Source organism: Pseudomonas sp. GW821-FHT02H09 (genome assembly GCF_059421425.1).
In genome coordinates, this window is record NZ_JBWKVA010000013.1 from 141,161 (window position 1) to 154,823 (window position 13,663).

Below are 13,663 nucleotides of genomic sequence, written 5' to 3' on the forward strand. Positions count from 1 at the left end.
TACTGACATCTCCTTATCAGTGTTGCTTGGAATCTGAGTGTTGATTCGATGCGTGCTTCATACCTGCCATACCAATGCCGCCGCCAGCGGCATTGAGGTCTGGAACGATCTGGATATTGGTCATCATGCCGCCGTCTTCGTGGTCGAGGATGTGGCAGTGGATGACGAACTCGCCGATGTAACGGTCGTAGTGCGTGCGCACCAGTACCTGGTAATCGTTCTGCACAAAGATCGTGTCCTTGAATTCGTGCCACATCCCGCAGTATTGGTTTTGCAGGCCCAGTTCGTCGGCCGGAACCAGGCACTCGCCATTGGGGCCGAAGATACTTTTGGGTTTCTCGCCGGGCTTGGCGTAGAGCACGTCCATCACTTGGAACGGGTTGACGTGAATGTGAAAGATGTGGGGTTCGCCCTGCGAGCTCAGCACCCAGTCGTCGGTGGTGTTGACCTGGCGAGTGAAGTCGATGCGGTCCGGGTCATAGGACTTGTAGTTGATGAAGAAGCCGAACGCGCCTGTCCACGGATCTCCCGGTTTTGTCGGCGGGGTGGCAGGCGGTGAGGGCGGGAATGGTGGATTGCCGATGAAGAAGTCAACCTTCTGGATGTCGTTGTTGACCACCGCATCCTTGAGGTTGTCCATTCCGCGCCAAGGGTTCAGATTGCCGCTGCGCAATCCTTCGAGGGCGGCGGCGGGCAGCGATGGGTCCGTTTTGTTGGCATCGTAGAGCGCCTGCTGGATATAGCTTTGCGGATCGTCGGTCACGACCTTGCCGCCAGAGACGATCACCGTCGCCAACAATTGGGTTTCGTTCGGGCCCTGGCCGCCCGGGCCTCCATTGGGGCCGGCATTGGCGCGTTCTGCGGGCGTGGCCGCCTGGTTCAGCACACAGTAGGTGCCGTCGCGGGGGAACATCAGCAACACATCACTGCGATAACCGGGTTGCAGGAAGTTGCTGCCGATGCCACCGCTGACGCTCTTTTTGTTCACTCCGATGGGGCGAATAGCGGTGCGCGTGAGTCCGTCGGCGGCGATCTCGAATTGAGGGACGAGCTCGACCGGTTTGCTGGAATCGGGCACGGTCACCGGGCACAGGTCGGCGATCAGCGCAGCCTGTTCCTTCGGTGTACCGCTGAGCACGCCTTTGAGCGCGAGACTGGCTTTGGGGCTGGTCGTGTTCATGGGCACGATCTGCAGGTTCACGGTGTCGTGGATACCCCCGTGAATGAAGCGCCAGCGTTGGATTTCTCCTGCGGCAATGCCCTGGAGGGTCGGTTGCACCACGCCATTGATGCTGGTGAACCGACCGCTCTCATCCCAGACAGTGGCCGAGGAAAGTTGCGCATCGAAGTTTTCTACAACACCTGTTTTGCCGCTGGGACACGTCCAGGTGCCATCCTTTTGCGTAATGATGGCGCCCTTGTCGTCGAAACAGGCATACGGGATTTGCTGGAACAGAAAGACTTGTTCGGTGATGGGCTTCCCGGCAGCGTCCTTGAGAATGGTGTCGATGTCTCCTGGCTTGCCGCCGGTGTAGGGTCGGTCGCCGCGCACAATCAGGGCGCCCGCGGCGCCGCTGGCGACCTGCAGCGCCGTGGAACCATGCCGGTGCGCGTGGTACCAGAAGGTGCCCGAAGGATGGTCGGTGGGGATGTTGATTTCGTATTCGAATTTGGTTTGCGGGGCGATGTTCAACAGCACGTTGTCGCTGTTGCCCGACGGTGAGACGTGCATCCCGTGGTAATGCAGATTGATTGTATTGAAGCAACCCGCCCCACCATTCGCCGGATCGCTTCCCCCCGGACAACTGGGATCGTTTTTATCCAGCTGGTTGTCCAGGTGCACCCGCAGGGTGTTGCCTGGCTGCACATCAATGAGCGGCCCCGACAGGCAACCTCCATAGGAACGCAGCTTGACCTTGTCCTTGGCGCCGTCGGGATTGCCCGGGTTGTAGATATAATTTTCGCGTTTCTGCACTTGCAGGTTGAGTTCGACGGTTTGACCGTCGCGGGTGATGTCGCCCGCCGGGTTGCAACCTGTTTCCGGAAGGGCCAGTTCGGTCGCCTTCAGTGTGCCCGGTGGTCCCTTTTCAAGGAGTCTGGGCGGTGCGAGGAAAGGCTGGGCCGCGAGTTCGGCGAGCGCTGCCGAGGAGGTTGTACAGGCCATCAACCCGGCCAGGACTATACGAAGCGAAGTCATGTTGTTCTCCCTGCGCCATTGCGCGAATGTGAGCGACAGCCTCGACGGCTGTGTGTCCTTTGATCAACTGACTTACATGGGAACCGGCATCGACCTTCCGGTGGCTGCGCGACTCCTAGGAAGAACCTTTGCGCTTGAGCACATTGGCGATGGTCGCGGCCATGCCGGAAAAGTCGCACGTGCTGCCGGCGCCAGGGGTGTAGACCGGAGGCTGGGCGACGGAAGGATCACCGCTGGTGAAAGGAGGGTCGGGATTGTACTGGATGGTCAACTGCACCTTTTGGGCAACGATATCGCTGGAGATCATGGCGATAATTTCCAATGCCTCATCCAGCCCTGACGAAATGCCGCCACCGGTGATGCGTTGTTTGTCGACGATGAAGCGCGGATAGCCTTCCACCACATTGACGCGGCTGAAGAGTTTCAGGCAGGCGATGAAGGCCCAATGAGTCGTCGCATTGTAACCGTCCAGCAAGCCGGCCGCGGCAGCCAGCAATGCACCCTCGCAGACGGAGGCGGAAAATTTCGCGGCCTCGCCTTGTCGCAACAGCCAGTTCATACGCAGGGGATCGCCCATCAGGCGTTGTAAGTCGTCAGGTTCGCCGCCGGGAATCCACAGCAGGCTGATGTATTCAGAGAGTTGATCGAAAATCGGTAAATCGCCGCCGAGCGTCAGGCCGTCCCGGGTGGTGATGGACGGCCCATCAAGGGATATCAGCCGAACTGCCCGGGGTGGTGCTGCGGGGTTGTGCTGCGGTTCGATCCGGGCCATCCAGTTGAACAGCTCGTACGGGGCACTGACGTCGAGCAAGTCCACGCCATCGTAGACCGGGATTGCAATCAAGTACTGTCCTGGTGCGGGCATGGCTCCCTCCTGGAGAACACCGCGGCGAACGCGCTTGCGTCGTCAGGTGTATAGCGTCCTGCTAATCAGCGTTGCGATGCCCGGACGGAAAAACCGGAGGTCCTGCTGCCTGAAACCAATGCCCAAGGGCAGCTTCTGGGGAGCGTAGTTGACGCCAGCCCACCTGCAAGGCGTTTTCGTTGGCATGTGCTGAGTGGTACTGATCGACGCTGGCGGTATCTATGGGGGTGAGGTAGTGATTAGCGAGGAGGGGATTTCGGGCGGTGTTTTTCGCGGTCGCGGCAGGACCGTTTCAGGCCGAAAACCTATACGGGTAACCGGAGGTTTCCGACCCGAAGGCTGAAATCGTCAGGTGCCGCTCATCTGTTTTCGACCAATATGAGCCGCTGGTCTGTGCTGTATTGGCGTTCGTACTGGCACGTTGCTAGATCCCATATATGCTGACGATGGCGCAGTACCCCCCCGAGCCTTTCGGGACTTCTGGCAACAAGGAGGTCACCATGTCATCCGCCCCTCGTGTACGCCGTTCTCTCAGTGATGTTCAGTACGACTATGACCACGGCAAGAAAGATGAACTTGAAGCACTGATCCGTGCCTGGAAAGGCATCAAGGATCTTCCCGCTAGCCACCCCAACTCCTTCTTCTCCATCGGTGGCCTGCATGGCGAGCCGTTCCGTGGTGAAGGCAAGACCGACCCCAACTGGTGGGGCGGCTACTGCCAGCACGGCACGGTGCTCTTTCCGAGCTGGCACCGCGCCTATCTCTGGCGCCTGGAAGAGGCGCTGCGCAGCATTCCCAAATGTGAAAACGTCACCCTGCCGTTCTGGGATGAATGTAGCGACGAGTCACGAGAAAATGGCCTGCCTTCAGCCCTGACCCAGGAATCCTTCGTGATCGACGGTCAGAAGATCGAAAACCCGCTGCGCTCTTTCGTGTTCCCGCAAGCCATCGCCGATGAGGTCACGGGCACACCGATCATCTACAGCAAGCCCGAAGGCTACGAGACCGTGCGCTATCCGCTGTCCGGGTTGTTGGGCACCGAACCGGACCGCGTAGCCACGGCGGCACACAACGCGCAGTTCAAGGACCCGGCGAAGAACATCACCTACCTCAATGAGAACGTCAGCACCTGGCTGAGCGGCAAGATCAAGATCGGTGGCAAGTGGCGCGGCGAGGTGTTCAGTCGCTTCGAAGCCTGCCTCGACTCTCCGAGCTACACGCTGTTCTCCAATACCACCTCCGCCGGCGCGAAGAACGACGCCGTCCCGGAGGGCCCTCACCATGTGCCGCTGGAGGAGCCCCACAACTTCATGCACCTGGCGGTCGGCGGTTTCGACTACCCGGGCCAGGGCGACAGTTCGGCGATTCCCGGGGCCAATGGCGATATGGGCGAGAATGAAACCGCCGGCCTGGACCCGGTTTTCTTCTTCCACCACTGCTTTATCGACTATGTTTTCTGGACTTGGCAGCGCCGGCAAGGGGCCACCGATGAATTCAGCATCGACTCCAAGGATCCCGGAGCCACTTACTATAAACCCGACGGCGTGCAGCCCCCTGCGGGCGGCGCGGGCCTGGACCCGAACGCCATACTGAGCCTGGACACCACCCTGGACCCCTTCGTCAAGGCCGACGGCAACCCCTTCACCACCCGTGACTGCATCAACATCGAGAAGCAACTGGGCTACATCTATGGCGCCGGTTCCCTGGATGCCTATGCCCAACCCGCCAAGCAGTTGTTGTTCAAGGCCGAGGCACCGCAGCCAACCGGCAAGACCCTGCGGGTCAGCCGTATCAACCGAGCGAAAATCCGTGGTTCGTTCCTGATCTCGGCCTACGCCAAGGTCGACGGCAAGCGCGAGTACCTGGGTACCCGGCCGATCCTCAGCCGTTGGCACGTCGAAGGTTGCATGAACTGCCAGACGCACCTGGAAGCCAAGGCCACCTTCAAGCTGCCGCTCAACGCCGATAACTCGGCGATTGACGATGACAGTATCGAGGTGGAAATACAGACCCGTGACACGGTCCTGAAGCGGCCAAATGCGGCAAGTCTGCTCAGCACCGGCAACGCCGCCACTGCGGACGCGCCGTTTAAGCTGGAAACCTACTGATCCACAGCGGGCTTTGCCCACTGCTGGCGCGGCGGCCGAAGGCAATCTTCGGTCGCTGCGCCTAAGCTACCCCGTATTTCCCTCGGTACCTATCCTGAAATTGGTTTACGGGACGCGCGCGTTGCGTGATGCTGCCAGGGCTCTGATTGCCAGGGGGATCGATCCGCGTACCCTTCGGCGGCTGGAGCGAAATGCCAGGCGCCTGACTATCATCTTGACGCCCTGAGGTCGCGGTGACCATTAGCGCGCCACGGCTCGTCAGGCCGTGGCGAACAGCCTTCCCTAAGGCGCTATGTCAGCCTTGAACCACTTCTGCGAAAGCTGTTTGACAGTCCCATCCGCCAGGGCTGCGCTCAGGGCATGGTTGAATTCTTCCTTCAAGTCAGTATCACCCTTCCTGAACGCCAGGGCCTCGCCCGGGCCCCAGATGGGCCCACCTATCTTGGGGCCGACCATGTGCACCGCCTGGTTTTCCGGGTTTTGCAGCACGGAGGAGAAAAACGTCACGTCATCGAAAGCAAAATCAATGCGGCCTGCGTTCAGGTCCATCATGTGCTCGCCGGACTTTTTGTAGACCCGGATGGTCGCGACACTTTTAAAGTTTTTCTCCACAAAGTCCGTGTAAGCCGTGCCGGACTGAATACCAATGACCTTACCTTTGACCAGCGAGCGCAGTTGATCGATGGTGGCCTGGTCGTTGTTCTGATCACCGCTGAGCTTGACCACTTCATCGCTCGGGGCGCTTGAAGTCGCCGCTGGCGTTGAGCTGACAAACACACCCTGCGTGGCCGCATACGGCTGTGAGAAAGCGACGATGGCCTCACGCTCCGGGGTAATCACGATGGCATCCATCAGCATGTCGAATTTGTTGGCATTAAGCCCCGCGATCATCCCGTCCCAGTCCTGGGCTTGAAGCTTGCACTCAAGCTGGATCCTCGCGCATAGGTCCTTCAGCAGTTCAGGTTCGAAACCGGCAATCTCGCCGTTGGGTAGTGTGGTGTTCCAGGGTTCGTAAGCCCCTTCGGTGGCCACACGAACCGTTGTCCAGTCCTTCGCAGCGGCCATGCCAGTAAACAGCAGGCTGCTGCCCAGGGCGGTACAGGCGAGCAGCTTTCGGGTAAAGCGAGTGATGGAATGCATGTGTTTCCCCAAAGAGTTCGAAAAGGATCGGCAGGGGCAAGCAATGACCGCCATAAGGCGAGGCTAGGGCCTTTTTATTAGAGTGTTGCGTACGAGTCAGGCAGTTCGGCCGTAAAAGCCCAGTTGTTCCTCAGCGCTGAACAGCACACCGGGTTTTTCGTAGTACGAGAAAACTGCCACCATCCGTTCGCGGTTACCCTTGACCGGGGTGACGCGGTGCGCCGTGTTTTTACCGCGAAACACATTGAGCGTGCCGGCGCGCAGCTTGAGTGTCTGCACCTGGGGATCACGCCCCTCAAGCAGTTCGGCCACGCCGGCGTAGTTGGGATCATCACTGGTGCGCAAGTCGCTGCGGTACTGGAATTCGCCACCTTCTTCGGGGGCCTGCAGCATCAGTGTGGTGGTGAATTCGGAGCGATCGAAGTGCCAATTCAAGGTCTCGCCCTGGCGATAGCTCATCACGTTGACGCGCGCCAAGGGGTCGGCCATCACGTGCAAGTGCGGCTTCTGCATGACGGCGGCCAGAAAGGCCACCAGGGGCGGGTACTCGTAGACGTCACTGACAAGGCTGCCCTTGAGTTGGTCTGCGCACAGGGTATGGCTGACCGTCTCGACGTTGCGTAATGCCGGATGATCCGCCGCCAAGCCCTCGATCTGCGGTTTGAAGTAAATATTGTGCGTGCGGCTGTGGGTATGGGATTCGCTGTTCATGGTCGGCTGAATTTGCTTGGTCGCCAGGCGCACTTTGTCCTCTGCGATAAAGCCTTCCAGATTGAACATGCCGTTCAGGTTCAGCTCGTTGCGGGACTTCTCAACCAGGCGGTTCCACTCTTCGCTGCCTTCACGGTCGAGTGGATAGCGCTCAAGATCTATGACGTTGTTCATGATGCCCCTCTCGTTGTAGATGGCTCCAACGTACCCCATGAAAATCTTCGTAACAACGGCATAAATTGTTAGGATCCCCCTAGTAAAACTTATGGGAGACGCGCTCATGCAACGGTTACCACCCCTCAATGCCGTTCGGACCTTCGAAGTCGCAGCACGGCTGGGCAGCTTTGTGCTGGCGGGGGCAGAACTGGGCGTGTCATCGGCGGCCGTCAGCCAGCAGATTCGCCATTTGGAAGACTACTTCGGCAAGAAACTCTTCGTACGCAACGGCAACCGCCTGGCCCTCACCGACGCCGGCCTGGCGATCTATCCGCAAACCTCTCGGGCGCTGGGTGACATTGCCGCGATGACCGTGCGCATACTCGAAGGTGAAATGCGCACACGGCTTATTGTCAGCGTGCCGTTTTCCCTGGCCGAATGCTGGCTGGCCCCGAAGTTGTCAGAGCTGCTGGAGATCTACCCACAACTGTCGGTGGATGTTCGCGTGGAAGATGACCCGGTCGACCTCGCCCGGCATGACGTGGATCTTCGCGTCAGCTATGGGGATTATCACTACCCCTCGTTTGAGGCCATCCCCTTGTTCCATGACGAAGTGCTGCCGGTTTGCGCGCCGGAGCTTTGGTATCGGCACGGTAACAAGGACTTCGATCTCACACAGATTCACGAAAGTTTGTTTATCCATACCCAATGGGGGCCCAACTATGCGTCGCATCCTACGTGGAGTGATTGGTTCACCAGCGAAGTAGGGGACTCACCGGACCCCGCACATGGCCGCCGCTCGGGGTTGTCGAGCCTGTCGGTGACCCTTGCGAAGCTGGGGATGGGGATTGCTTTGGGGCAGAAGGTAATTGCGAAGCGGGATTTGGAGGCGGGGCGTTTGATTGCGCTTTCTACTGCGTCGTTGAAGTTGGGGCATGCTTATTGTGCGTTTGTGCCAGCGGCCAAGCGGGGGCGGGTGGATGTGCAGAGGCTGATTGGGTTGTTGCAGCTTTCGAAAGTTGAGGCGGGCCCGTAGGCGCGGATGTATCCGCGAAATCCAACGTGATCGCTTCATTGGAACGTATGAGTAAGTGAGTTGCTTTTGCCGGCTGTGCTCTTTCGCTTCTCACCCAGTCTGAAGCGGACTGGCAGGGTGCGCGCCAAGGCGCGCACCCTGGGTGATGCTTATTCGGTACTTCTCTCATGATGGCTTGAGACGAATTGCCGAAAGCGTTCGGTGGGCAAACCTTCGAATAGTTCTGCTGGCGTGCCCTGGGCATCGATCAGGCCACCGTGCATGAACACCACCCGGTTTGACACGTGCCGGGCAAAGCCCATCTCGTGCGTGACTACAAGCATGGTGCGGCCTTCCTCGGCCAGAGAGCGCATCACCCGCAACACCTCTCCAACGAGTTCAGGGTCAAGTGCCGAGGTCGGTTCGTCGAACAACATGACTTGTGGATTCATCGCCAGCGCGCGCGCTATCGCTACCCGCTGCTGCTGTCCGCCGGACAGGTGCGCGGGGTAATAGTCGCGGCGATCGTACAGGCCGACCTTGTGCAACAGGGCCTCAGCTTCCTCGATACATTCGGCACGGGAGCGTTTGAGCACCCGCATCGGTCCCTCAATGATGTTTTGCAGCACCGTCATGTGCGACCAGAGGTTGAAGCTTTGGAACACCATACCCAGGCAACTGCGCATGCGCTCGACCTGGCGGCTGTTGCTCGGGGTCTGGCGGCCGTCGGCATGCTGCTTCATTTCGATCACTTCACCATTGACGCTGATGATGCCTTGATCGGGCGTTTCCAGGAGGTTGATGCAACGCAGGAAGGTACTTTTACCTGATCCACTGGCACCGAGGATCGAGATTACGTCGCCCTTGTGGGCTTCCAGGGAAATGCCCTTGAGGACATGTGCGCTGCCGAAGGACTTCTGAATGTTAGTTACCGACAAGGCTGAAGCGGGCTGAGTGCTCATGGCATGCTCCGTATCAAATCAGGAATGGGTAGTCAGCGGAGGGCTGGCTTTTTTGATGGTGTCAACTGGCCGCTCACGCAAGTGCGGCGAGAGGCGATGCTCGAGCCAGGCGACAGCACGGACGACCAGGAAATTCAGCACCAGGTAGATCAAGGCCGCGCAAATGAACACTTCCATCGTGCGATAGGTGCGCTGGATGATCTGTTGCGCGACGCCAGTGACGTCCCAGACAGTCACCAGGCTGGCCAGCGCCGTGGACTTGACCAGCAAAATGGCTTCGGTGGAGTAGGCCGGCAGGGCCTGGCGCAGGGTAACCGGCGCAATGATCCGGCGTAGCAGTTCCCAGGGCGACATGCCCACGGCCTTGCCCGCCTCGATCTGCCCCTGTGGCACGCTAAGCAGCCCGCCGCGAATGATTTCGGCGGTGTAACCGGCGGTACACAAGGCCAGTGAAACCACCGCGCAGCCATAGGGCGATTTGAGCAGTACCCAGGCGAAGCTGTCGCGAATGGCCGGGAACTGGCCCAATCCGTAGTAAATCAGGAACATTTGAATCAGCAGCGGCGTACCGCGAAACAACATGATGTAGAACCGCGCCGGATAGCTGAAAAACCACCAGCGGCTGACCCGCAGGCTGACAATGCCTACGGACAGGGTAAGGCCGATCACCAATGAGCTGAAAAATAGCGTCAGCGTTGTGGGTAACGCTGCCAAAAGCTTGAGCATGGTGTCAGCGAGAAACGGAAAATCGATCATAAGTGGCGCTCCCGACTCGAACTAGACTGGGCTGCGTTGCCGCGTGCGACGCACGCGAGCCTCAGCCATGTGGAAAAGCCGACCAGACAGGCCAGTGAGAATGAGGTACACGATGCCCCCGATGATGTAGAACGTGAAATATTGACGAGTGGAACCGGCCGCGACCTGGCTGGCACGCATCAATTCCACCAAGCCGATGACTGAAATCAGCGCGGAGTCTTTCAGACTCATTTGCCAGACATTTCCCAGCCCGGGCAGCGCAAATCGCAGCACCTGGGGGACCAGAATACGTTTGAAGCGCATCGCGCGGGTCATACCGATGGCCAGTCCTGCTTCCAGTTCGCCGCGCGATACCGCAAGAAAAGCGCCACGGTAGACTTCAGCCTGATAGGAGCCGGAAATCAGCCCGACCGCCAACGCGCCGACCAGAAAAGGCGGTACGTCGATATAGCCTTCACCACCGAACCAGTGGCCAACCGCCGTAACCACACTGGCACCGCCGAAGTAGAACAGGTAGATCACCAGCAACTCAGGGATCCCCCTGAACAGTATCGAATACAGATCCCCCAGCCAGCGCAAGCTGCGTCGACGGGATAGCTTGGCAGCAGCGACCAGGCTGCCAAATACCGCACCCACCAGCAGGGCTGCCAGGGTCAATATCACGGTCATGCCCGCTGCCTTGAGCAGCGCCATTCCCCAGCCTGAGTCACCGAAACTGAGTAGCTGCAAGAGGTTCATAGAGGGTCCTACTTATGAGAAGGTTTAAGCAGCCCGGCAACCTTCACGGTGTCGGGCCATTCAGAATCAATGCTGAGGGGTGAGGTCTGCCTTGAACCACTTCTCGCTCAGTTTCTTGATTGTGCCGTCAGCCATGGCTTCCTTGAGGGCTGCGTCGAACTGGGCTTTGAGTTCTGGGTCTTTCTGACGGAAGCCCAGCGCTTCGCCTGCACCCCAGATCGGGCCTTTGATGACCGGACCGGTAAAGACCAGCGGTTTGTTCTCAGGCTTGTCCATGACCGAATTGAAGAAGGTCACGTCATCGAACGCTACGTCGATACGGCCGGCCAGCAGATCGAGAATGGCTTCGGCCGAGCTGCCGTACTCACGAATGGTCGCCACATCCTTGAAGTTCTGATCAATGAATGACGTGTAAATGGTGCCAGAGGCGATGCCAATGGTCTTGCCCTTGAGCGCCTTGCGCAGCTCTTCAACGCCGGCACGTACTTCCTTGGCATCGGTACCCAGCGTGACGGCGGCGTCGGCGCCGGTTTTGCCCGGCAACAGATCGGCTTTGAGCGCGACGAAACTGGCCGGTGTCTGGGCGTAAGGCGTCGAGAAGGCCATGACCTTCTGGCGTTCGTCGTTGATGACAATGGCGTCCATCAGCACGTCGAATTTACCGGCGTTGAGGCTGGCGATCATGCCGTCCCAGTTTTGTACGACGATGTTGCACTTGAGCTTCATGCGCGGACAGATGACATCCATCAGCTCCGGTTCGAAGCCGCCGATTTTTCCACCCGGCAGCGTCAGGTTCCAGGGCTCATAGGCGCCCTCTGTTGCAATATTCACCGAGGTCCACTCTTTGGCCTGCAGTGCCGGAGCACAGGCCAGAACCATTGCACTGAGCGCTACAGAACCCAACCAGCTTGATTTCTTCGACATCTTGATACTTCCTGCCTAATCAATGGAGTGTTGCGAACTGATCCGGCTCAGGCCGAATCTCCAATGTCTGTGCGCACAACTATTTTTGTGCACACAAGACAAAACCATAAAAGCCACCGTCAGTTACGCCGGTTAATTCGCACCCATAATGGTTTCAGCCTGGACAGCTTCCCCATCTCCATGTGCCCCTGACCGACAGATCAACCGGTGATCATCGGCAGGTTCAGGCCCTGCTCGTTGGCACAGTCGATCGCGATCTGGTAACCGGCATCGGCGTGACGCATGACGCCGGTGGCCGGGTCGTTGTGCAGCACGCGAGCGATACGCTCGGCCGCTTCGTCAGTACCGTCGCAGACAATCACCATGCCCGAGTGCTGGGAGAAGCCCATGCCGACGCCGCCGCCGTGGTGCAGGGACACCCAGGTCGCGCCGCTCGCGGTGTTGAGCAGGGCGTTGAGCAGTGGCCAGTCGGACACGGCGTCGGAGCCATCCTGCATCGATTCGGTTTCGCGGTTCGGGCTGGCCACCGAACCGGAGTCCAGGTGGTCGCGACCGATCACGATTGGCGCGGACAATTCACCGCTGCGAACCATTTCGTTGAACGCCAGACCGAGCTTGGCGCGCAGACCCAGACCCACCCAGCAGATACGTGCCGGCAGCCCCTGGAAGCTGATGCGCTCGCGCGCCATGTCCAGCCAGTTGTGCAGGTGGGCGTCGTCCGGGATCAGCTCTTTGACCTTGGCGTCGGTCTTGTAGATGTCTTCAGCGTTGCCCGACAGCGCCGCCCAACGGAACGGGCCGATGCCACGGCAGAACAGCGGACGGATGTAAGCCGGTACAAAGCCCGGGAAGTCGAAGGCGTTCTCGACGCCTTCTTCTTGCGCCATCTGACGGATGTTGTTGCCGTAGTCGAAGGTCGGAATGCCCATTTTCTGGAAGTCCAGCATCGCTTTGACGTGCACGGCCATCGATTGCTTGGCGGCTTTGACCACGGCAGCCGGCTCGGTCTTGGCGCGAGCGCGGTATTCGTCCCAGGTCCAGCCGGCTGGCAGGTAACCGTTGAGCGGATCGTGGGCGCTGGTCTGGTCGGTGACCATGTCCGGGCGCACGCCGCGTTTGACCAGTTCCGGCAGAATTTCAGCCGCGTTACCCAGCAGGGCGATGGAAATCGCCTTGCCTTCCCTGGTGTATTTGGCGATGCGGGCCAGCGCGTCGTCGAGGTCGGTGGCTTGCTCGTCGACATAACGGCTGTTCAAACGGAAATCGATGCTCACTTGTTGGCATTCGATGTTCAGCGAGCACGCGCCGGCCAGGGTCGCGGCCAGCGGTTGAGCGCCGCCCATGCCGCCCAGACCGGCAGTCAGGACCCAACGACCGGTGAGGTTGTCGTTGTAGTGTTGGCGACCGGCTTCGACGAAAGTTTCGTAGGTGCCCTGAACGATGCCCTGGCTGCCGATGTAGATCCAGCTGCCGGCAGTCATCTGGCCGTACATGGCCAGGCCTTTGGCGTCCAGTTCGTTGAAGTGTTCCCAGTTCGCCCAGTGCGGCACCAGGTTGGAGTTGGCGATCAGCACGCGCGGGGCGTTGCTGTGGGTCTTGAATACGCCGACCGGCTTGCCGGATTGCACCAGCAGGGTTTCGTCGTCATTCAGATTGGTCAGGCTTTCGACGATCTTGTCGTAGCACTCCCAGTTACGTGCCGCACGACCGATACCACCGTAAACCACCAGCTCCTTGGGGTTCTCGGCCACTTCCGGGTCGAGGTTGTTCATCAGCATCCGCAGCGGCGCTTCGGTCAACCAGCTCTTGGCGGTCAACTTGTTGCCGCGAGCAGCGCGGATTTCGACGTCACGGTATTTAGTAGGCTTATTCTCGGTCACGAAAAAAACTCCTCAGCGATCAATCCAAACCAACCCAGGCAGTGGGTAAGCCAGCCTGTGCGCATCGTTGCGCCACAAGCGAATCAATGGACGATGGTCGAGTCTTCGTGACCCATACTCATACGTCTTTACTTGTACATACAAGACTATGCAATCAAGCGGCCAACTTGCTGGATGGACATTCAATAAAGTGTTGGATCTGGCTGAAAAG

The 13,663-nt window shown here is 59.2% G+C and carries 11 protein-coding genes; 2 read left to right on the top strand and 9 right to left on the bottom strand.

The window, feature by feature from the left end; genetic code table 11:
- Positions 1-16 precede the first annotated feature (16 nt).
- Both AC07VR_RS18660 and AC07VR_RS18665 read right to left on the bottom strand, forming a co-directional pair.
- A complete protein-coding gene (locus AC07VR_RS18660) occupies positions 17-2,197 on the bottom strand; it encodes a multicopper oxidase family protein (protein ID WP_495012144.1) in 2,181 nt (726 codons plus the stop codon).
- A gap of 115 nt (positions 2,198-2,312) precedes the next feature.
- On the bottom strand, positions 2,313-3,062 hold the full coding sequence (locus AC07VR_RS18665) for a DJ-1/PfpI family protein (RefSeq protein ID WP_495012145.1): 750 nt from the start codon (positions 3,060-3,062) through the stop codon (positions 2,313-2,315).
- Positions 3,063-3,562: 500 nt separating this feature from the next.
- Here AC07VR_RS18665 and AC07VR_RS18670 point away from each other — a divergent pair, with 500 nt between their 5' ends.
- The gene (locus AC07VR_RS18670; RefSeq protein ID WP_495012146.1) at positions 3,563-5,170 is read left to right on the top strand and encodes a tyrosinase family protein; all 1,608 of its coding nucleotides are present in this window, start codon (positions 3,563-3,565) and stop codon (positions 5,168-5,170) included.
- Between the two features lie 282 nt (positions 5,171-5,452).
- Here AC07VR_RS18670 and AC07VR_RS18675 read toward each other — a convergent pair whose 3' ends face one another.
- Positions 5,453-6,310 (bottom strand): transporter substrate-binding domain-containing protein, encoded by an 858-nt coding sequence (locus AC07VR_RS18675; RefSeq protein ID WP_495012147.1) that lies wholly within the window; start codon positions 6,308-6,310, stop codon positions 5,453-5,455.
- A gap of 96 nt (positions 6,311-6,406) precedes the next feature.
- Complete coding sequence (locus AC07VR_RS18680) at positions 6,407-7,195, bottom strand: HalD/BesD family halogenase (protein WP_495012148.1); 789 nt, start codon at positions 7,193-7,195, stop codon at positions 6,407-6,409.
- A 106-nt stretch (positions 7,196-7,301) separates the two neighbouring features.
- On the opposite strand from AC07VR_RS18680, the gene AC07VR_RS18685 reads away from it, so the two are divergent.
- Positions 7,302-8,213 carry a LysR substrate-binding domain-containing protein gene (locus AC07VR_RS18685; RefSeq protein ID WP_495012149.1) on the top strand — a complete coding sequence of 304 codons (912 nt, stop codon included), beginning with the start codon at positions 7,302-7,304 and terminating at the stop codon, positions 8,211-8,213.
- A gap of 149 nt (positions 8,214-8,362) precedes the next feature.
- Here the strand turns inward: AC07VR_RS18685 and AC07VR_RS18690 are convergent, their stop codons facing one another.
- From AC07VR_RS18690 to hutU, 5 genes are all read right to left on the bottom strand, one after another.
- Complete coding sequence (locus AC07VR_RS18690; protein ID WP_494993198.1) at positions 8,363-9,154, bottom strand: ABC transporter ATP-binding protein; 792 nt, start codon at positions 9,152-9,154, stop codon at positions 8,363-8,365.
- Positions 9,155-9,172: 18 nt separating this feature from the next.
- On the bottom strand, positions 9,173-9,910 hold the full coding sequence (locus tag AC07VR_RS18695) for an ABC transporter permease (protein ID WP_494993197.1): 738 nt from the start codon (positions 9,908-9,910) through the stop codon (positions 9,173-9,175).
- Between the two features lie 21 nt (positions 9,911-9,931).
- Positions 9,932-10,648, bottom strand: coding sequence for an ABC transporter permease (locus AC07VR_RS18700; RefSeq protein WP_493063474.1), 717 nt, complete (start codon positions 10,646-10,648; stop codon positions 9,932-9,934).
- A 66-nt stretch (positions 10,649-10,714) separates the two neighbouring features.
- Positions 10,715-11,479 carry a transporter substrate-binding domain-containing protein gene (locus AC07VR_RS18705; RefSeq protein WP_494993365.1) on the bottom strand — a complete coding sequence of 255 codons (765 nt, stop codon included), beginning with the start codon at positions 11,477-11,479 and terminating at the stop codon, positions 10,715-10,717.
- A 293-nt stretch (positions 11,480-11,772) separates the two neighbouring features.
- Positions 11,773-13,452, bottom strand: coding sequence for a urocanate hydratase (hutU, locus tag AC07VR_RS18710; protein WP_495011039.1), 1,680 nt, complete (start codon positions 13,450-13,452; stop codon positions 11,773-11,775).
- Between the last annotated feature and the right edge of the window lie 211 nt (positions 13,453-13,663).

Bases quoted from the DNA above. Each gene is read 5' to 3' on its own strand.
- AC07VR_RS18690 (WP_494993198.1), bottom strand. From the start codon at position 9,154: ATGAGCACTCAGCCCGCTTCAGCCTTGTCGGTAACTAACATTCAGAAG.
- AC07VR_RS18660 (WP_495012144.1), bottom strand. From the start codon at position 2,197: ATGACTTCGCTTCGTATAGTCCTGGCCGGGTTGATGGCCTGTACAACC.
- AC07VR_RS18670 (WP_495012146.1), top strand. From the start codon at position 3,563: ATGTCATCCGCCCCTCGTGTACGCCGTTCTCTCAGTGATGTTCAGTAC.
- AC07VR_RS18685 (WP_495012149.1), top strand. From the start codon at position 7,302: ATGCAACGGTTACCACCCCTCAATGCCGTTCGGACCTTCGAAGTCGCA.
- AC07VR_RS18665 (WP_495012145.1), bottom strand. From the start codon at position 3,062: ATGCCCGCACCAGGACAGTACTTGATTGCAATCCCGGTCTACGATGGC.
- AC07VR_RS18675 (WP_495012147.1), bottom strand. From the start codon at position 6,310: ATGCATTCCATCACTCGCTTTACCCGAAAGCTGCTCGCCTGTACCGCC.
- AC07VR_RS18695 (WP_494993197.1), bottom strand. From the start codon at position 9,910: ATGATCGATTTTCCGTTTCTCGCTGACACCATGCTCAAGCTTTTGGCA.
- AC07VR_RS18680 (WP_495012148.1), bottom strand. From the start codon at position 7,195: ATGAACAACGTCATAGATCTTGAGCGCTATCCACTCGACCGTGAAGGC.
- AC07VR_RS18700 (WP_493063474.1), bottom strand. From the start codon at position 10,648: ATGAACCTCTTGCAGCTACTCAGTTTCGGTGACTCAGGCTGGGGAATG.